20 protein-coding genes and 1 tRNA gene are annotated in these 17,197 nt (G+C 70.3%); 10 read left to right on the forward strand and 11 right to left on the reverse strand.

Annotated elements, in window-relative coordinates; translation table 11 throughout:
* Nucleotides 1-69: 69 nt before the first annotated feature.
* Both ACWD3I_RS10180 and ACWD3I_RS10185 read left to right on the forward strand, forming a co-directional pair.
* Nucleotides 70-522, forward strand: a complete 453-nt coding sequence (locus ACWD3I_RS10180; protein ID WP_365398296.1) for a DoxX family protein — start codon at nt 70-72, stop codon at nt 520-522.
* A gap of 163 nt (nt 523-685) precedes the next feature.
* Complete coding sequence (locus ACWD3I_RS10185; RefSeq protein ID WP_365398299.1) at nt 686-1,309, forward strand: DedA family protein; 624 nt, start codon at nt 686-688, stop codon at nt 1,307-1,309.
* 91 nt (nt 1,310-1,400) lie between these two features.
* On the opposite strand, the gene ACWD3I_RS10190 is transcribed toward ACWD3I_RS10185, so the two are convergent.
* Nucleotides 1,401-1,631 (reverse strand): DUF2277 domain-containing protein, encoded by a 231-nt coding sequence (locus ACWD3I_RS10190; protein WP_266893094.1) that lies wholly within the window; start codon nt 1,629-1,631, stop codon nt 1,401-1,403.
* A 59-nt stretch (nt 1,632-1,690) separates the two neighbouring features.
* Here ACWD3I_RS10190 and ACWD3I_RS10195 point away from each other — a divergent pair, with 59 nt between their 5' ends.
* On the forward strand, nt 1,691-2,446 hold the full coding sequence (locus tag ACWD3I_RS10195) for an MBL fold metallo-hydrolase (protein WP_365398303.1): 756 nt from the start codon (nt 1,691-1,693) through the stop codon (nt 2,444-2,446).
* A gap of 67 nt (nt 2,447-2,513) precedes the next feature.
* Nucleotides 2,514-3,419: a ketopantoate reductase family protein gene (locus tag ACWD3I_RS10200; RefSeq protein WP_365398306.1), complete on the forward strand. Its 906-nt coding sequence runs from the start codon at nt 2,514-2,516 to the stop codon at nt 3,417-3,419.
* A 43-nt stretch (nt 3,420-3,462) separates the two neighbouring features.
* Here the strand turns inward: ACWD3I_RS10200 and ACWD3I_RS10205 are convergent, their stop codons facing one another.
* On the reverse strand, nt 3,463-3,651 hold the full coding sequence (locus tag ACWD3I_RS10205) for a hypothetical protein (protein WP_365398309.1): 189 nt from the start codon (nt 3,649-3,651) through the stop codon (nt 3,463-3,465).
* Between the two features lie 117 nt (nt 3,652-3,768).
* On the opposite strand from ACWD3I_RS10205, the gene ACWD3I_RS10210 reads away from it, so the two are divergent.
* A complete protein-coding gene (locus ACWD3I_RS10210) occupies nt 3,769-4,098 on the forward strand; it encodes a hypothetical protein (RefSeq protein ID WP_365398312.1) in 330 nt (109 codons plus the stop codon).
* A 55-nt stretch (nt 4,099-4,153) separates the two neighbouring features.
* Here ACWD3I_RS10210 and ACWD3I_RS10215 read toward each other — a convergent pair.
* Nucleotides 4,154-4,228: transfer RNA gene (locus ACWD3I_RS10215), tRNA-Val, on the reverse strand.
* A gap of 206 nt (nt 4,229-4,434) precedes the next feature.
* Between ACWD3I_RS10215 and ACWD3I_RS10220 the strand changes: the two genes are divergently transcribed.
* From ACWD3I_RS10220 to ACWD3I_RS10235, 4 genes are all read left to right on the forward strand, one after another.
* Nucleotides 4,435-5,202 (forward strand): DUF4097 family beta strand repeat-containing protein, encoded by a 768-nt coding sequence (locus tag ACWD3I_RS10220; protein ID WP_365398315.1) that lies wholly within the window; start codon nt 4,435-4,437, stop codon nt 5,200-5,202.
* A gap of 74 nt (nt 5,203-5,276) precedes the next feature.
* On the forward strand, nt 5,277-6,647 hold the full coding sequence (locus ACWD3I_RS10225; RefSeq protein ID WP_365398318.1) for a hypothetical protein: 1,371 nt from the start codon (nt 5,277-5,279) through the stop codon (nt 6,645-6,647).
* 41 nt (nt 6,648-6,688) lie between these two features.
* On the forward strand, nt 6,689-6,910 hold the full coding sequence (locus tag ACWD3I_RS10230) for an FmdB family zinc ribbon protein (RefSeq protein ID WP_046259209.1): 222 nt from the start codon (nt 6,689-6,691) through the stop codon (nt 6,908-6,910).
* A 51-nt stretch (nt 6,911-6,961) separates the two neighbouring features.
* Nucleotides 6,962-7,591 carry a DedA family protein gene (locus tag ACWD3I_RS10235; RefSeq protein ID WP_365398322.1) on the forward strand — a complete coding sequence of 210 codons (630 nt, stop codon included), beginning with the start codon at nt 6,962-6,964 and terminating at the stop codon, nt 7,589-7,591.
* Here ACWD3I_RS10235 and ACWD3I_RS10240 read toward each other — a convergent pair.
* Genes ACWD3I_RS10240 through ACWD3I_RS10250 form a run of 3 tightly spaced genes read right to left on the reverse strand, consistent with a single transcriptional unit; the run spans nt 7,566 to nt 12,093 of the window.
* Nucleotides 7,566-8,378 (reverse strand): HAD family hydrolase, encoded by an 813-nt coding sequence (locus ACWD3I_RS10240; RefSeq protein ID WP_365398325.1) that lies wholly within the window; start codon nt 8,376-8,378, stop codon nt 7,566-7,568. The genes ACWD3I_RS10235 and ACWD3I_RS10240 overlap by 26 nt on opposite strands.
* Nucleotides 8,378-10,891 carry a phosphoribosyltransferase gene (locus ACWD3I_RS10245; RefSeq protein WP_365398328.1) on the reverse strand — a complete coding sequence of 838 codons (2,514 nt, stop codon included), beginning with the start codon at nt 10,889-10,891 and terminating at the stop codon, nt 8,378-8,380. Before ACWD3I_RS10245 ends, ACWD3I_RS10240 begins: the two co-directional genes overlap by 1 nt.
* 38 nt (nt 10,892-10,929) lie before the next feature.
* Nucleotides 10,930-12,093 carry an HpcH/HpaI aldolase/citrate lyase family protein gene (locus ACWD3I_RS10250; RefSeq protein ID WP_365398331.1) on the reverse strand — a complete coding sequence of 388 codons (1,164 nt, stop codon included), beginning with the start codon at nt 12,091-12,093 and terminating at the stop codon, nt 10,930-10,932.
* A 197-nt stretch (nt 12,094-12,290) separates the two neighbouring features.
* Between ACWD3I_RS10250 and ACWD3I_RS10255 the strand changes: the two genes are divergently transcribed.
* A complete protein-coding gene (locus tag ACWD3I_RS10255; RefSeq protein WP_365398334.1) occupies nt 12,291-13,079 on the forward strand; it encodes a TerD family protein in 789 nt (262 codons plus the stop codon).
* A 99-nt stretch (nt 13,080-13,178) separates the two neighbouring features.
* On the opposite strand, the gene ACWD3I_RS10260 is transcribed toward ACWD3I_RS10255, so the two are convergent.
* From ACWD3I_RS10260 to ACWD3I_RS10280, 5 genes are all read right to left on the reverse strand, one after another.
* Nucleotides 13,179-13,916 (reverse strand): TerD family protein, encoded by a 738-nt coding sequence (locus ACWD3I_RS10260; RefSeq protein WP_365398337.1) that lies wholly within the window; start codon nt 13,914-13,916, stop codon nt 13,179-13,181.
* A 92-nt stretch (nt 13,917-14,008) separates the two neighbouring features.
* Entirely contained in the window at nt 14,009-15,157 is a 1,149-nt protein-coding gene (locus tag ACWD3I_RS10265) for a DUF475 domain-containing protein (protein ID WP_365398339.1), read from the reverse strand.
* 127 nt (nt 15,158-15,284) lie between these two features.
* The gene (locus ACWD3I_RS10270) at nt 15,285-15,860 is read right to left on the reverse strand and encodes a TerD family protein (RefSeq protein WP_365398342.1); all 576 of its coding nucleotides are present in this window, start codon (nt 15,858-15,860) and stop codon (nt 15,285-15,287) included.
* Between the two features lie 121 nt (nt 15,861-15,981).
* Nucleotides 15,982-16,557: a TerD family protein gene (locus tag ACWD3I_RS10275; RefSeq protein ID WP_046259138.1), complete on the reverse strand. Its 576-nt coding sequence runs from the start codon at nt 16,555-16,557 to the stop codon at nt 15,982-15,984.
* Nucleotides 16,558-16,670: 113 nt separating this feature from the next.
* Nucleotides 16,671-17,129 (reverse strand): peroxiredoxin, encoded by a 459-nt coding sequence (locus tag ACWD3I_RS10280; RefSeq protein WP_046259139.1) that lies wholly within the window; start codon nt 17,127-17,129, stop codon nt 16,671-16,673.
* Between the last annotated feature and the right edge of the window lie 68 nt (nt 17,130-17,197).

The following is a 17,197-nucleotide window of genomic DNA, read 5'->3' on the forward strand; positions in this document are numbered from 1 at the left end:
GTGCTCGCTCGGTTCCGTCCCCCGACCGGTCCCCCCAGGGACCGGCACGACCGTAGGAGTACCCCCCACATGACCGGACGCCTCAACAGCGCCCAGCCGTACGTCCTCGGCCTGTTCCGCATCGTCGTCGGACTGCTCTTCACCAGCCACGGCGCCGTCGCGCTCTTCGGAGTGCTCGGCGGCGCGGACGGCAAGGGCGGCACCGTGGAGCTGGGCACCTGGCCCGGCTGGTACGCGGCCGCGATCGAGCTCGTCGGCGGCTCCCTCGTCCTGATCGGCCTGGGCACCCGCTTCGCCGCGTTCATCGCCTCGGGCGCGATGGCCTACGCGTACTTCAAGGTGCACCAGCCGAACGCCCTGTGGCCGATCGAGAACAGCGGTGAGGGCGCGGCGATGTTCTGCTGGGCCTTCCTGCTGCTGGTCTTCACCGGCTCCGGCGCCTTCGGGCTCGACCAGCTGCTGCAGAAGCGCTCGGCCGCCGCCGAGCGGCCGGCCTCGGACCAGTCACCCGTGGCCGCCTGAGCCACACCCGCACCCGACGGCGCCCGTCCCCGCGTGGGGGCGGGCGCCGGGACGTGTCGGCCGGGTGAACATGCTGTGCCGAACACACGCGCCCCCCATGAATCTCCTGTCACACCTCGGGCGTACGCTGTAGGGCTGTTACGGGGGAAAACGGGGAGTGACGGTGTTCGAGAGTCTCGGGAGTACGGGCCTGCTGACAGGCAGCCCAGGAATCATCTACGCGATGGTGGCCGCGTCAGTGCTGCTGGACGTGTTCCTGCCGGTCCTGCCGAGCGGCGTTCTGGTCATCACGGCCGCCACGGCAGCGGCTGCGGGCACCGGAGCGGCGACCGGCAAGGTCCCCGGCGAGGTCCCCGACCTTCTGCTGCTCACCCTGGTCGCCGCGACGGCCTCGGTGCTCGGCGATCTGGTCGCGTACCGGCTGGCCTGGCGCGGCGGCGCCCGCCTGGACCGGGCCATCGCCCGCTCCCGCCGCCTCACCTCGGCGCAGGAACGTCTCGGCTCCGCCCTCGCCCACGGCGGCGGCCCCCTGGTCGTCCTCGCCCGCTTCGCACCGGCCGGCCGCTCGGTGGTCTCCTTCGTCGCGGGCGCCGCCCACCGCCGCGTCCGGGAGTTCCTCCCCTGGTCCGCCCTCGCGGGCCTGGCCTGGGCGGCGTACAGCGTCGCCCTCGGCTACTACGGCGCCCAGTGGCTGGGCACGACATGGCTGGCCACCGGCGTCTCGGTACTGGCCCTGTTCGCCGCGGGGGCCGGAGCGGCATTCGTGATGCGCCGCCAGCCGGCATAGCGCCGCGCGCCCGCCGACTCATGGCGTGAGGGATCGGCGGGTGTGAGGCGGATCCGCCGATTGCCGAGCCGCCGACGGCCCGGCTGACCGGCTACCCGGCGCGTTGCGCGGCGGTGCCTCGGACCTCGAGGTCGGCCAATAGCTCGGCCGTGGCCTCGGCCACCGCGGCTACCGCCCGCTCGAAGACCTCCTTGTTGTGTGCGGCCGGTGCCCGGAAGCCGGACACCTTTCGTACGTACTGGAGGGCGGCGGCACGGATCTCGTCCTCCGTCGCCTCCTCGGGCAACGCGGGCGGGCGAAGGGTCTTGATGCTGCGGCACATACCCCCAGTCTCGCCCCGGCCGGGGAATAGCGCCGGGCGTCCGCGGAATTGTGTGGAGCATGACGACAGTGGAGATCTCCTACGTCGGCGGCCCGACCGCCGTTCTGTCTCTCGGGGGCCTGCGTCTCCTCACCGACCCGACCTTCGACGCGCCCGGCGAGTACCCCATCGGCTCCCGCGCGCTGGTGAAGACGACGGGCCCGGTGACCTCGGCGGCGGACCTCGGCCCGGTGGACGCGGTCCTGCTCTCCCACGACCAGCACCCCGACAACCTGGACACCGCGGGCCGCGCCTACCTCGCCGGTGTCCCCCTCGCCCTGTCGACGGCCTCCGCCCACGACCGCCTGGGCGCCCCCGTCCGCGCCCTGCCCGCGTGGGAGAGCGCCGAGGTGGGCGGCGTACGCGTCACCGCTGTCCCCGCCCTGCACGGACCCGAGGGCTCCGAGCCCTTCGTCGGCGAGGTCACCGGCTTCGTACTGTCCGGGGAGGGCCTGCCCAAGGTGTACGTCAGCGGCGACAACGCCTCTCTCGACCGGGTCCGGGAGATCGCCGACCGCGAGGGCCCCTTCGACGTGGCGCTGCTGTTCGCGGGCGCGGCACGCACTCCCCTCGTACCGGACGCGACGCTGACCCTGACCAGCGAGCAGGCTGCGGAGGCGGCGAAGATCCTGGGTGCCCCGCATGTCGTACCGCTGCACTTCGAGCACTGGGGTCACTTCACACAGGACGGACCGACGCTGACGAAGGCCTTCGTGGAGGCCGGACTGACGGAGCGGCTGCACCTGTTGGCGCCCGGGGAGTCCGTACGACTGTGACGTCTGCGATGATCCGTTCCGAGGCGGCCACCACTCAAGGGGCCGACCGACGAAGGGACTTCGCGTGATGACGCACGACGAGAAACTGACCGTGGCCGTGCTGGGCCCGGGCGGCATCGGCGGCCTGCTCGCCGGACTGCTGTCGCGGGCCGGGCACCGGGTGATCTGCCTGGCCGGGGACGAGACGGCCGCGACCCTGCGGGCGTCCGGGATCCGGGTCCGCAGCGGTCTGTTCGGGGACTTCACGGCCGAGGTGGAGGCGGACACCGAGCTGCGGGTGCCGGTGGACGTCTGCCTGGTCGCGGTGAAGCACACGGCACTCGAGGCCGCCCTGGACCGCGTTCCGCCCGCCGCGCTGGGCGACGCGCTTCTGGTGCCGTTCCTGAACGGTGTGGAGCATCCGGCGACGCTGCGGGCCCGCTATCGCGAGGACGTGGTGGCCCCGGCGGTGATCCGGGTGGAGTCGACGCGGGTGGCAGCGGGCGAGATCGTGCACGGCAGCCCGTTCGCGGAGATCGACCTGACCGGCGACGGGGTGGCGAAGGAGCGCCTGGAGACGCTGGCGGACGCTCTGGGCACTGCCGGCCCGACCACCCGGGTGCTGGCGGACGAGACGGCGGCGCTGTGGGCCAAGATGTCGTTCCTGGCCCCGCTCGCCCTCCTCACCACGCGGTACGCGCTCCCCCTGGGCGACGTACGCACCCGCCACCGCGAGGAACTGACGGCACTGGTCGAGGAGACGGCCGCGGTGAGCCGTGCCTCTGGCGCCCCGACGGACCCGGCCCAGGCCCTGGCCCGCTACGACGCGTTCCCTCCGCAGACCAAGTCCTCCATGCAACGCGACGCCGAGGCCGGCCGCCCCCTCGAACTGGACGCGATCGGCGACGCGTTGCTCCGCGCGGCGGCCCATCACGGGGTACCGGTTCCGGTGGCGACGCGCCTGGTACGGGAGTTGAGGGACGCCGGTCACTGACGTCAGGGGCGCGGGGCCGTTTCCCACGGCGGCGACGAGTTCGTCAGTCGTCGCCGCCGGACGACGAGCCCCCGCCCCTCTTCTTCCCCGAGCTCTCCAGCATCTTGCCCAGGCCGACCGTCACGGCCGCCACGGCGCGGACCCAGGTCGGTCCGCCGCGCTCCGCCCACACCACGCACACACACCCGAAGACGGCGAGCGCCAGAACGCCCGCCAACACCAGAACGGTCATGTCCCCTACCCCTGCGCTCGTACGGTTCCGGTGATCTTCTCAGATCCCCTTCGCCCGAACACATGAACTACCCCCAGAAACTCGCACCCCTAAATCGAACAGGCGTAGCATTGCGCCGTGGCTACGACCTACGACTTTCCGAGTGACCTCCTCGCCGGTCAGGAGGAGCTGCATCAGGTCCGGGCCGAGCTGTCGGCCCTGCTCAAGCGGCTGCCCTGGTCGGTCGAGCCTCTGGACGGCTTCAGCGACACCGCAGGCTGGCGCAAGGTGGAACGCCCCGCCTCCCCCGGCTGGACACCCGACGAACAGGCCGAGGTCGAAAAGCTCAGACAGCGCGAACACGAACTCGCCGTCTTCATCACCGGCCACCGCTTCTGGGCGGAGGTCACGGGCGGCGAACGCGTGGACGCCCGTATGAAGCTGAAGCACGCGGATGTGGACTCTTAGCGGACTCCGAGCACGGAAACGGCCCCCCGGAGATCACTCCGAGGGGCCGTACACATGGTGGGCGCGGACGGTTTCGAACCGCCGACATCCTGCTTGTAAGGCAGGCGCTCTACCCCTGAGCTACGCACCCGGGTCCCGAACATCCGCGCTCAGGACGAGTCGACAGACTACCTTGCCCGGGGCCGTGTCCTGCAAACGCGTATCGCGGGAGCCGGATCTCAGGGTCGACCCGGGGGTTTTCCCCACCCCGGATCCGGGAGCGTCCCGGATCCCGCGGCGGCGCCCCGCTCCGTACGGTCGAAGAGCCTCATCATTCTGGCTCAGGGGGAGATCCCAATGGCACGCACCGCCACCGCTCGCATGGTCCTCGCCGCAAGCGCCGTCGTTCTCATCGCGGGCGTCAGCGCCTGCGGTGCCTCCGCCGGGGACGACAAGGATCCGGACCAGCGGTCGTTCGCGCTGGAGGGGAAGACGCTGACCATCGACTCCGACGACTCGGCGCTGGAGATCATCGCCGCCGACGACAACAAGGCGGGCCGGATCGAGGTCACCCGCTGGTTCCAGGGCACGGTCGCCCTCGGCAAGGACCCGAAGGTCACCTGGTCGATGACGGACGACACGCTGAAGCTGCGGATGAAGTGCACCGGCGTGGTCGCCGACTGCGCGGCCAAGCACCGCATCGAGGTCCCGCGCGGTGTCTCCGTGAAGGTCGAGGACGGGGACGGGAGTGTGCGGGCCAGGGGATTCGAGGACGCGCTGAGCATTCGTACGGGTGATGGATCGGTGCATGTCACCGACTCCAGCGGGCCGCTCGACCTGAAGACCGGCGACGGGTCCGTGCGCGCCGACGTCACCTCGCGCGACGTGCGCTCCCAGACCGGCGACGGCTCCGTCCACCTCGAACTGGGCGCCGTCCCGGACCGCGTGGAGTCCAGGAGCGGCGACGGCTCCGTGACCATCGACGTCCCCGAAGCCACGTACAGGGTGACCACCCAGACCGGCGACGGCGGGGTGGATGTGTCCGTGCCGCGGGCCGACTCCAGCTCCCATGTCATCACCGCCCGCACCGGCGACGGCAAAGTCACGGTCCGGACCGCGAACTAACGGGCCCGTGTGTTCGTCCTTAACCGGTGGGAGAATGACACCGGGCCAGGACGGACACAGCACGGGAGAGGGATGTGACGGCGACACCAGCGCAGCCGTACTCGCCGTCGAAGCCGCGCGCACATCATGCGCTGCGCGACACGCTCACTCTCATCGCCCTGCCACTGGTCGCCGCCCTCGCGCTGCCGGCCGCGTTCGCCGGCGGCGGCACCCGGCGCTGGTTCGGGGGGCGCTCCGAGAGCCAGCGGGCCGAGGCGCAGGCCGCGAAGGACGCCGCCGCGGCCGCGTTCTACGAGCTCGACACCGCCCAGCGCGATCTGCGGATCTCGATAGAGACGATCACCGCGGTCGACGACTCCCCCGCCGCCCGGCGCGCGGTCGCCGACTTCGAGGCGATCAGCAGGCGGATCGACGAGGCCAGTCACCAGTACATCGAGGCCGTCGACGCGCACGACCTCGACCGTGACGACCTGGAGGCGTCGGTCGCCGTACGCGCACGCACCGAGCTCACCAAGGCCAAGGACGAGCTCGCCAACGTCAAGCGGGAGCTGGACCGTTTCGGCGACAGCCTCGGTCCGCTCCTCGGCAAGGCCGAGACCCAGCTGGCCCGCCTCGCTCCCGCCGTCGAACGGGCCAGGCAGGGACTGCTGGCCGCCTCCAACGCCCTTGACGCCGTACGGCAGTCGGGCCTGAAGGCCGACGACCTCGCCGCCCGGCTCGCCGCCCTCGGCCCCGAACTGACCAAGCTGAACCAGGGCGCCGGGCAGCACGGCGTCCCGGACACCCTGGAGCGCGCCGAGCGCGTCGCCCGGGAGGCCGAGGCGGTCCGGGTCGAGTCCGAGCGGCTGCCCGAGAAGGCCGCCGAGATCGACCACCGGCTCGTCTCCCTGCGCACCCGCGCCCAGGCCCTCACCACCCGCGCGGGCCAGGTCGACCCGGTCCTGAGCGAGCTGCGGCGGCGCTTCACCGCGGCCTGCTGGCAGGACCTCCAGCAGGTCCCGGACCAGGCCACGGAGAACGTACGCCAGGCCGAGCGCAAGCTCACGGAGGCCCGCGCCGCCCGCGACGAGCAGCGCTGGCCGGACGCGACCGCCCTGCTGTCGACCGTACGAGCCCTGCTGAACAGCACCGACGAGTCCGTCTCCGCGGCGGGCGACCGGCTGCGGCGCCTGAACGCCGTACAGAAGGACCCCCAGCAGGAGATCGACCGGACGCGGTTCGCGATCCGCGACGCGCAGCGGCTGGCCATGACGGGCCGGAACACCCCCGATCCGCGTCACGCCCGCCCCCTGGACGACTCCGTGGCCCGGCTGGAGCGGGCGATCGGCACGCTGGAGGGCCGCCACCCGGACTACTGGCACTTCCTCACGGAGACGGAGGCGGTGCGGCAGACGGTGGCGCGGGTGGTGTCGCAGATCCGGGAGGAGCGCGGGGCGGGGCACTGACGCCTCTACAGCCGTCGGCCGCCGCCGGTTAACCTGTGCGCATGCCTCGCTACGAGTACCGCTGCCGGACCTGCGGCGACACGTTCGAACTGAGCCGTCCGATGGCGGAGTCCGCCGCCCCCGCGGACTGCCCGGCCGGCCACGACGACACCGTGAAGCTCCTGTCGACGGTGGCCGTCGGCGGCTCGGCCTCCGCTCCGGCCCAGGCGCCCCGCTCCGGCGGAGGCGGCGGCGGTTGCTGCGGCGGGGGCTGCTGCGGCTGACGGACAGCGGCTTCAGGAAACCTTCAGCTGCGGTTTCCTACCGTGGGCGGCATGACAGCCGCACCGCAGTGGATCAACGGACTCATGGACACGCTCGGCGCGCCCGGCGCCGGCCTGGCCATCGCCCTGGAGAACCTCTTCCCACCGCTGCCCAGCGAGGTCATCCTGCCGCTCGCGGGGTTCGCGGCGAGCACCGGGCAGATGAACCTGTGGGCCGCCCTGCTGTGGACGACCGCCGGTTCGGTGATCGGCGCGCTCGCCCTGTACGGCGTCGGCGCGCTGCTCGGCCGTGACCGGACGGTGGCGATCGCGGCGCGGCTGCCGCTGGTGAAGACCAGCGACATCGAGAAGACCGAGGCCTGGTTCCTGCGGCACGGCACCAAGGCGATCTTCTTCGGCCGGATGATCCCGATCTTCCGCAGTCTGATCTCGGTCCCGGCCGGCGTCGAGCGCATGCCGCTGCCCGTCTTCCTCGGCCTGACCACGCTGGGCAGCGCGCTGTGGAACACGGCGTTCGTGATGGCGGGCTACACGCTGGGCGCCAACTGGACCCAGGTCACCGACGTGGTGTCCACGTACTCGAAGATCGTCCTCGCGCTCGCCGCCGTAGCAGTCGTGACCTTCCTGGCCGTACGACTGCTGCGGCGGCCCACGTCTAGCGAGGTGTCCGAGTCGCCCTGAGGAACTCCCGCAGGATCCGCTCCCCCGCCAGCACGCCCCGCTCCGGCAGCGCGCTGATCGTCGGAGCGGTGAAGTCCTCGTCGGCCAGCTCACCGTGGCCCGGCCGCCAGGCCTGGTCCGCGGCGAGCAGCAGGTCGGCGTCGAGGAGGGAGTCACCGGCGGCCAGCGTCAGCTCCGCGCCGGTGCGGCGGGCGACCTCGTGCATGGCGGCGCTCTTGGTCAGCGGCTTCGGGACGGCGTAGATCTTGCGGCCCTGGAGCGAGACCGTCCAGCCGCGGTTCTCCGCCCACACCGCGAGCTCCTTCACCCAGTCCTCGGTCAGCAGTTCACGCTCGACGACGAGGTAGGCGAAGAGGTCCTCGGCGACCCGGTGCTTGCGCACCCACACGGGGTCGGCCGTCCGCAGCAGGTGCTCGCGCACCTCGTCCAGGGGCGCGCACTCGTCGGCCAGCCGGGCCTGCACGCGCGCGTGCCAGTCCGCGTCCGTCACACCGTCCACCAGCAGATGCCCGCCGTTGGCGCAGATCGCGTACTTCGGGGGCGGGCCCGGCAGGTTGATGCGCTGGTACTGCTTCCGGGTCCGCGTGGTCGTCGGCACGAACACCGCCGCGTCGCCGAGGTCGGCCAGCAGTCCGGCGGCCGTCTCCGTCATGTACGACAGCGGCTTGCTCTCGTGCACCTCGACGCAGAGCAGCCGGGGCGCCCGCGCGTCCGGCATGGTCAGCGCGAGGGCCGCGGAGGAGTAGATGAGCGTACGGTCGAGGTCACTCGCCACCAGCACCGGCATCAGACGTTCACCGCCTTGCCGTCGGCGCCCGTCGCGCCCCGCGTGTACTTGGGGTGGATCAACCCCACGCAGGTGTACGGGAGTTCGTCGACCTCTTCCACCGGGACACCTCTCTGTTCGGCCAGCAGGCGTACGTGGTCCAGGTCGGCGCCCGCGCCGGCCCGCGCCAGGATCTTCCACGGCACCCGGCGCAGCAGCACCCGGGTGGTCTCACCGACACCGGGCTTGACGAGGTTCACGTCGTGGATGCCGTACTCCTCGCTGATCCGCTCGACGGCCGCCCAGCCCTCCCAGGTCGGGCTGCGGTCGCTCGACAGCAGCTCCTTGGTCTGGCCGTCCACCGCGTCCACGACCTCCGGGAAGGTGGCGGCGACGGCGTCGAGGAACTCCACCGAGACGTCGGCGCCGGCGAGTTCGCGGTAGAACTTCGCGCCGTGGAAGTCGTTCGGGCCGACGAGGTCCGCGCGCAGCACGGTGCGCGAAATCAGGCCGGACACCGTGGAGTTGAGGCAGGCGGAGGGGATGAGGAAGTCCTCGCGGGTGCCGTACGTCTGCACGCACGAGCCCGGGTCGGCCAGTACGGCGATCTCCGGGTCGAAGCCGGTGATGCCGTCGGACGCCTCGAACTCCTTGACGGCGTCCGCCAGTTCACGGGTGATGGCACCCTTGCCGGTCCAGCCGTCGACGAACACGACGTCGGCCGGGTCGTGGTGGGCGGCCAGCCAGCGCAGCGCGTTGGCGTCGATGCCACGGCCGCGCACGATCGAGACGGCGTAGTGCGGCAGGTCCAGGCCGTGCCTGAACTGGGCCCAGCGGCGCATCAGGACACCGACGGGGGTGCCGGCGCGGGCGAGGGAGACCAGGACCGGGCGGGGCGAGCGCTCCGCGAGGACGATCTCGGTGACCGCGCCGACCGCCTGCGCGAGCCGCGCCGCGGACCCGTCCAGCGCGGTGTGGAAGAGCTGCTGGTACTGCTCGCTCGGCTGGTACTCCACCGGCAGCGACTCCGCGTAGTGCGCGCCGCCGCTCTGGATGGCCTCCTCGCGCTCCTCGGTCGGTGCCTCAAGGGTCACGTCCGAGAGGTCCTGGAGCAGCCAGCCGACGTCTTCCGGGGCGTACGAGGAGAAGGCGGGGCCGCGGAGGGGCTCGGGCAGCATCGGGGGCCTTTCGGGGACGTACAGGGGCTCGGGGACGTAGGAGGGGACGACCGCGAGCAGCACCTGCGGGGTGTGCGCGTGCAGCTGCGCGAGCAGGCCGTCGGGGGCGTGCAGCTCCGCGGTGTCGGCGGTGGAGTCGATCACCGCGACGATCGCGTCGAAGTCGGCGCCGGCGATGTTGTAGGCGTAGCGCTCGCCGGGGCCGTCCGCGGGGTTGTCGTGGGCCGGGAAGGCGATGCGGGTGCGGATCGCGTAGCCCGGGTCGTCGACGGCCAGGACGGGTGAGCGGGTGGTGGTGGAGTAGCGGACCTCGGCGTCGGTGATCTGTTCCAGCTCGCGGGCGAGTCTGAGGGGGGCGTACATCAGCTCTTCGAAGCCGAGGATGTGGACGCGGCGGGCGTTTGCCGGGAGGGCCTCTGCCAGGCGGGCGGCCATCGCGGGGAGGGCGGTTTCCAGGCGTATTCGGTGTGGGGGGGTGAAGCCGTGGCGGCCGCCGTCGGGGAGGCCGTGGGGCCAGTGCAGGTCGACTCGGGTTGCGTTGTGTGTCGGCTGCGGGCCGGTGGGGGCTTGTCGCGCCCGCGCGGCGGTAGCCGCAGATTCAACACAGCCCCGCGCCCCTAGGGCGTCTTGGTGCTCCGCGACCAGTGCTTGCCCCTTCTCCAGTACCCCGTCCGGCAGCCGTACCGTCCCCGACGCCGCCGCCACCAGGTCCACCCTCGCGCCTATCTCCCGCGCGAACTCCTCCAGGCGCCCCGCGTCCGCCGTCGAGCGCATGTCGACCAGGGCCACGACCACGTACCGGCCCCTCGGGTACCGGTCGTGCAGGTCCCTGATGGTGTTCAGGACCGTGTTGCCCGTGGAGAACTCGTCGTCGACCAGGACCAGCGGGCCGTTGCCGACCAGCAGGGCCGGGTCCTCCGGGAGCAGCAGGTGCGAGGTGGCGTGGGAGTGGGACTCCTCGAAGCCGCCCGCCGTGGCCACGCCGGCGACCGGGCGGCGGGTGGAGTGGAGGTAGGGGGCGAGGCCGACGCCGTCGGCGACGGAGTGGCCGAGGCCGGTCGCGGTCTCCGCGTAGCCGAGGACGACCGCGCGGGCCGCCTCCTCGACGCCCAGGAGGTCCCTGACCCTGCGGCCGAGGGCGAAGCCGTGGCCGTACACCACGGACGGGGACTGCGGGACGTGCTTGCCGAGCACGTTGGAGACCAGCAGATGGGCCCGCTTGGGGTTGCGGCGCAGGGCGAGGCCCAGCAGGTCGGTCAGCTTGTCGTCGCCCAGGAGTTCGACCCCGAGCCGCTCGGCGACCCAGGTTCCGGACCAGATCCCGCCAGGCACCTCGTTGTTCACTGCGTTGTTCATGCGTCCCTTGTGTGTATCCGACCCAGCCGCTGTGCGGCTCAGTCGGGGATTCCGGCGGCGAGCAGTTCCACGAAGCCGATGTCCTCGTTGGCCACCCCGAACACCTCGGCGCGCAGCATGGTGCGCTCGGCCCAGGCCCGGTGCGGCTTCACCTCGTTCATCTTGTTCGTGTACTGCGACCGCAGCACTCCCCCGCCGCCGCGCTCCGGGCGCAGGATGTCCGCCGCGTCACTGAACTCTTCGTGACTGACCACCGACAGTGCGTGCACGGGAAGCACGTGCGAGGGGTGAATACAAGTCTTACCCATCAGACCGTTTGCCTGGTCGAGGGAGATCTCGCGGAGCAGCCCGTCCATGGCGTGCTCGATGAGCGCCTCGCGCAGTTCCTCGGCCTGGCCCTCCAGGAAGGGGCTGCGGCGCAGCTGCGGCTTGAACATGCGCTCCTGGACGCGGAAGTACTCCCAGACCGGCCCGGTCACCGTGAAGCCGGTGCCGTCGGCCCGACCCAGCATGTTCACCACGTCGGCGATCACGGAGGCGACGATCTGGACGTCCCAGGCGGTCATGTCGGGGGCCCGGCGCAGGCCGTAGGAGGAGCAGAAGTCGGTCACACCGAGGCGGAGCGCCAGCACCCGGTCCCGGTACTTGTCGACCGCGCGGGCGATGCCCTCGAGGGTCTCCACCCGCGACTCGCGGTACATCAGGTCCGGCGACTCCAGCACCGGCATGGCGAACAGTCGCCGCCCGCTCGCCGCCTCGGCGCCGGAGAGCGCCTCCAGGAAGGGGATGCCGCGTTCCTCGGTGAACTTCGGCAGCACGAACCCGGACAGCAGCCGGACCGCGGGGCCGAGCCGCTGGACGAGGTCGGGGATCTGCTCGGGGTGGCGGACCCGGATGAAGAGCAGCGGCAGATCGGCCGCCCGCTCGGCGAGCTCCGTGAACTGTCGTACGAGGTTCTCCTCGGCGTCCACGACGTCCTCGTCGCCGATCGAGTCCTCCAGGCACAGCACCATCGAGACCACGCCACGCCCGACCTGTTTCAGGATGTCGTCGGCGAGCCGCGGCCTGGTGGCCGGGCTGTAGAGCGTGGCGCCCAGGGCCGCGGAGAGCAGCCGGGCCGAGGAGTCCGCGTCGAACTCGCACGGCTCCTGGTGGAAGAGGCGCTGACGCACCTCAGGGGCGATGTGCCCGAAATGACGCATATGACTCCCCCGTGGCGGCTGGACCCTCCTGTGAACGGTTCACAGGTGGCCGGTAATAGTACGTACAAACCCATGTCAGGGGTTCCCATCGGGCATGAACTTCAAGTAACGCAGGCGCGCACGACCGGGTCGGATTTCCTTGCGGAACCCGCACCCCCGCGTTGTCGTGACCAGGACCGAGAGGGCAGGATGACCGCATGACGCACGCCATGCTGAAGGGGTCGAACGTCCCGCTCGAAGTCACCACGGTGCGCGCCGTGGTGCGCTGGACGCCCGGGCAGGGGGTCCCGGATGTCGACGCCTCGGCGCTGCTCCTCGGCCCCGGCGGTCGTGTGCGCTCCGACGAGGACTTTGTCTTCTACAACCAGCCCCGGCACCCCTCCGGGAAGGTCTGGCGCCTCGGCAAGAAGCGTGTCGCCGAGGGCCTCACCGACACGATCCAGACAGATCTCACCGGTGTCGAGTCCGGCGTCGGTCAGATTCTCCTGGTCGCATCGGCGGAGGACGTCACCTTCGACCGCGTGCAGGGCCTGCGCATCCTGCTGTACGACGCCGCGGTCGCCGACGGTGAGCCGCTGGCCTACTTCGACATCAAGCCGGAGACCGGCCGCGAGACCGCGCTGATCTGCGGGGAGCTGTACCGGCGCGGGGACGGCTGGAAGTTCCGTGCCCTGGGCGAGGGCTACTCGGACGGCCTGAAGGGCCTGGCCGGCGACTACGGCATCTCGGTGGACGAGTCCGAGGCGGCGGCACAGGAGCCGGCCCCGGAGTTCTCCCAGCCCCTGCCCCCGGAACAGCCCACGACAGCGGTCCCGCCCCAGCCGTCCTACGGCTACCCCCAGTCCCCGCCGCCGACCCAGCCGGCGTACGGCTACCCGCAGCCGACCAGCCAGCCCGCCTACGGCTACCCCCAGACCCCGGTCACGGTCTCCCCGGACCCTGACTTCCGGCTGCCCCCGCAGGGCCCCCAGTTCATCGGGCGCTGACGAGAACATCCCAGGGGCGCGGGGAACCGCGCGATCAACCAGCGGCCGCCGTCGGACCATGCGCCCCGAGCTCTCAGGCGAAGCGGCCAGGACTCGGTGTCAGCGTTCCGCCTTGGTCTTGAAGCCCCGCCCCCACTGCAACCCCCACCCGTACAACCGGTCCAGCTCCGCCTGGAACCCGTAGACGAACTTCACCTCACGCCGGACGACGATCTCGCCCTTGACGTTCTCGATCATCACGACGGCGCAGGAGCGGGCCTGGGGGTGACGTTCGTCGAGGCCTATCTCGATGCGCGGCCCGTTGCTCGGATACAGCGTCACGATCGCGTGCGTACGGTCGAACGCCGGCGTCTGGTCGTAGATGTAGACGAACACCAGGATCCGCTTAATGGCGTCCTTGTGGTCGAGGTTGACGTAGATCGTCTCCCCGGACGCCGACCCGAACCGGTCGTCCCCGCTGAGCTTCACGTACGGCGCCGAGTTGACGTCACCGAAGAACCCGCCGAGGGGCTGCACGACGCCCTTCGTGCCGTCGGCCAGCTCGTACAGGCAGCCCAGGTCGAGGTCGACGTTGACCATGCTCTGGCTGTGCCCCATCACCTCGGGCGGCTTGAGCGCCCTGAAGGGGTGCCTGAGCAGGCTCTCCCGCTGTGAGCCGCCGAAGTCGGAGGTCCGCATCCGCCAGGCGAGGTTGATGCGCAGATGGCCCGTCTCGGCGCCCTGCTCCTTGAGGGAGACCCGGTCGTGCCGTTTGGTCAGCACGATCGAGTTGGTCGCCGCGTTGCCCGAGTCGAAGTCGGCCGCGCGGCCGCGCCAGAGTCCGTCCAAGAAGCCCATGTTCCCGCCCCCACGTTCACGTCAAAGACCGACGGGGCGGCGTCGAGGAGTCGACGCCGCCCCGCTCAGAGCGTTCCTCACCCGAGGCCGGGTCACACCCCGGACGAGACCTCAGTCTTCTCGTCCGAGCCCGCCGCTTTTCCCTCGGCTTCCGCCAGCCGCTTGTTGCGGCGTACGGAGGACCAGAAGGACCAGGCGATCAGGACGACACCGACGAGGCCGGTGATGACCTCGTGGATCTGGTACTGGATGGTGATCATGAGGATCACGGCCAGCGCACCGATCGCGTAGTGGGCGCCGTGCTCCAGGTAGACGTAGTCGTCGAGGGTGCCCTGGCGGACCAGGTACACGGTCAGCGAACGGACGTACATGGCGCCGATGCCCAGGCCCAGCGCCATCAGCACGATGTCGTTGGTGACGGCGAAGGCGCCGATCACTCCGTCGAAGGAGAAGGACGCGTCGAGGACCTCGAGGTAGAGGAACATGAAGAACGCGGCCTTGCCGGCGAGCGCGACGGCCGAGCGCGGCTTGCCGGAGCGTGCCGCCTCTTCCTCCTCCTCGTGCTCGCGTTCCTCCTCCTCTTCGAGTTTGTCCTCGAAGTAGCCGGAGAGACCACCGACGATCATGTATGTGATCAGACCCGCGATACCGGAGAGCAGAACCGTCTCTGCCTTGTCGACGTGCGCGCCGCCGTGCTGGTGGGCATGGGTGGCGAAGGTCATGGCGGTGACGAGCAGGACGACGAGCGCGATGCAGACCGACAGCATGTCGACCTTGCCGAGCTTGGCGAGCGGGCGCTCCAGCCACGCGAGCCACTTGATGTCCCGGTCCTCGAAGATGAAGTCGAGGAAGATCATCAGCAGGAACATGCCACCGAAAGCGGCGATCGACGGGTGGGCGTCGGTCACGAGCTCCTGGTAGTGATCCTTGTCGTTGAGGGCGAGGTCGACCGCGTCGATCGGCCCGATCTTGGCGCTGACGGCGACGATCACGACCGGGAACACCAGTCGCATGCCGAACACGGCGATGAGGACACCGATGGTGAGGAAGATCTTCTGCCAGAAGGCATTCATCTTCTTCAGGATTCCGGCGTTGACCACCGCGTTGTCGAAGGACAGCGAGATCTCGAGGATGGAGAGGATCGCCACGATGCCGAACCCGGTCCACCCCCCGTAGAAGACCGCCGCTACGAGGCCGAGCGCGGTGACCGCGAACGACCAGCCGAAGGTTTTCAGAACCACTGGCTACCCAATCCTGTATGTACGGGTCTCCCCCGCTGCCGTACTCGGCTTTTTACCGAACTTTGAAGCGGAGTCTAGTCGGCCCCCCTCCGTACCCCACCGGGCCCCGGTTTTTGCTCATATCGCGTTACGAGACGTTGACCCCGAAGTCGAGCGCGATGCCCCGCAGGCCTGACGCGTACCCCTGCCCGACGGCGCGGAACTTCCATTCGCCCTGGTACCGGTAGACCTCGCCGAAGATCATCGCGGTCTCGGTGGAGGCGTCCTCACTGAGGTCGTAGCGGGCGAGTTCCTGGCCGTCGGCCTGGTTCACCACGCGGATGAAGGCGTTGCTGACCTGCCCGAAGGTCTGGCCCCGGTTGTCGGCGTCGTGGATCGAGACCGGAAAGACGATCTTGTCGCACTGGGCCGGCACCTTGGAGAGGTCGATCAGGATCGACTCGTCGTCGCCGTCGCCCTCACCGGTGAGGTTGTCGCCGGTGTGCTCCACCGAGCCGTCGGGGCTCTTGAGCTGGTTGTAGAAGACGAACCACTCGTCCCCCATGACCCGTCCGCTGTTGCAGACCAATGCGCTGGCATCGAGGTCGAAGGGGGCTCCGGTGGTGGAGCGTGCGTCCCAGCCGAGCCCGACCATCACCTGAGTGAGGTTGGGTGCGGCCTTGGACAGGGAGACGTTGCCTCCCTTGGCGAGCGTGACGCCCATGATGCTGGTCCCTCCCCGTGTACTGCTTCCTAGGTGGTCCTGCGCTCCCCCAGAGGGGGACCCCCAGGCGCCGCACGCAATCGGTGGGGCACCTGGGGGTGGGTGGTGCGGGTGGAACGGCTCAGACGTTCACGCCGAAGTCCTGCGCGATGCCGCGCAGGCCCGAGGCGTAGCCCTGGCCGATGGCGCGGAACTTCCACTCCGCTCCGTGCCGGTACAGCTCGCCGAAGACCATCGCCGTCTCGGTGGACGCGTCCTCGGAGAGGTCGTAGCGCGCGATCTCCGCCTCGCCGGCCTGGTTCACGACGCGGATGAACGCGTTGCGGACCTGGCCGAAGGACTGCTGGCGGTTCTCGGCGTCGTAGATCGAGACCGGGAAGACGATCTTCTCGATCTCGGCCGGGACGCCCGCGAGATTGACCTTGATCTGCTCGTCGTCGCCCTCGCCCTCACCGGTGATGTTGTCGCCGGTGTGCTCGACCGAGCCGTCGGGGCTCTTCAGGTTGTTGAAGAAGACGAAGTTCGCGTCGCTGCTCACCTTGCCCGAGCCGTCGATCAGCAGCGCGCTGGCGTCCAGGTCGAAGTCGGTGCCGGTCGTGGTGCGGACGTCCCACCCGAGACCGATGATGACCGCAGTCAGGCCGGGGGCCTCCTTGGTCAGCGATACGTTGCCGCCCTTGCTGAGGCTGACTCCCACGAGTCCTCCATTGGTGTCCAGGGGCGGGGAGCCCCGCCATGCGTTTGATACCGGATCAACGAGTCGATCCTAGTGACGGGTTCCCGCCCTACGCAGGGCTTGGAACCTAACAATCACAGGGTGTCGAGTGCCTTCACGTACTCGTTCAGGTCACGGGCGTCCGGAAGGGCGTTGACGACGGTCCAGCGGACCACGCCCTCCTTGTCGATGACGAAGGTGCCGCGGACCGCGCAGCCCTTGTCCTCGGCGAAGACGCCGTAGGCGCGCGAGACCTCGCCGTGCGGCCAGAAGTCGCTGAGCAGCGGGTATTCCAGGCCCTCCTGCTCGGCGAAGACGCGCAGGGTGTGGATGGAGTCGTTGGAGACGGCGAGCAGCTGGGTGTCGCGGTCGGAGAACTGCGGCAGGTTGTCGCGCAGCTCGCAGAGCTCGCCGGTGCACACCCCGGTGAAGGCGAAGGGGTAGAAGAGCAGGACGACGTTCTTGCTGCCGCGGAAGTCCGACAGCTTCACGGTCGCACCGTGGTTGTCCTTGAGCTCGAAGTCGGGGGCCTTTTCGCCGGCCTGGATCGCCATCGTCGTGAATCCCTCTCGGGTGGACTGTTCGGGTGAGAACACCCTACGCAGCGATCACGACAGACTGA

Source organism: Streptomyces sp. NPDC002817 (genome assembly GCF_053592055.1).

Bases quoted from the DNA above. Each gene is read 5' to 3' on its own strand.
- ACWD3I_RS10220 (WP_365398315.1), top strand. From the start codon at position 4,435: ATGGCACGCACCGCCACCGCTCGCATGGTCCTCGCCGCAAGCGCCGTC.
- ACWD3I_RS10270 (WP_365398342.1), bottom strand. From the start codon at position 15,860: ATGGGCGTCACGCTCGCCAAGGGAGGCAACGTCTCCCTGTCCAAGGCC.
- ACWD3I_RS10235 (WP_365398322.1), top strand. From the start codon at position 6,962: ATGACAGCCGCACCGCAGTGGATCAACGGACTCATGGACACGCTCGGC.
- ACWD3I_RS10255 (WP_365398334.1), top strand. From the start codon at position 12,291: ATGACGCACGCCATGCTGAAGGGGTCGAACGTCCCGCTCGAAGTCACC.
- ACWD3I_RS10260 (WP_365398337.1), bottom strand. From the start codon at position 13,916: ATGGGCTTCTTGGACGGACTCTGGCGCGGCCGCGCGGCCGACTTCGAC.
- ACWD3I_RS10200 (WP_365398306.1), top strand. From the start codon at position 2,514: ATGACGCACGACGAGAAACTGACCGTGGCCGTGCTGGGCCCGGGCGGC.
- ACWD3I_RS10250 (WP_365398331.1), bottom strand. From the start codon at position 12,093: ATGCGTCATTTCGGGCACATCGCCCCTGAGGTGCGTCAGCGCCTCTTC.
- ACWD3I_RS10230 (WP_046259209.1), top strand. From the start codon at position 6,689: ATGCCTCGCTACGAGTACCGCTGCCGGACCTGCGGCGACACGTTCGAA.
- ACWD3I_RS10205 (WP_365398309.1), bottom strand. From the start codon at position 3,651: ATGACCGTTCTGGTGTTGGCGGGCGTTCTGGCGCTCGCCGTCTTCGGG.
- ACWD3I_RS10245 (WP_365398328.1), bottom strand. From the start codon at position 10,891: ATGAACAACGCAGTGAACAACGAGGTGCCTGGCGGGATCTGGTCCGGA.
- ACWD3I_RS10195 (WP_365398303.1), top strand. From the start codon at position 1,691: ATGACGACAGTGGAGATCTCCTACGTCGGCGGCCCGACCGCCGTTCTG.
- ACWD3I_RS10180 (WP_365398296.1), top strand. From the start codon at position 70: ATGACCGGACGCCTCAACAGCGCCCAGCCGTACGTCCTCGGCCTGTTC.
- ACWD3I_RS10190 (WP_266893094.1), bottom strand. From the start codon at position 1,631: ATGTGCCGCAGCATCAAGACCCTTCGCCCGCCCGCGTTGCCCGAGGAG.
- ACWD3I_RS10280 (WP_046259139.1), bottom strand. From the start codon at position 17,129: ATGGCGATCCAGGCCGGCGAAAAGGCCCCCGACTTCGAGCTCAAGGAC.
- ACWD3I_RS10240 (WP_365398325.1), bottom strand. From the start codon at position 8,378: ATGCCGGTGCTGGTGGCGAGTGACCTCGACCGTACGCTCATCTACTCC.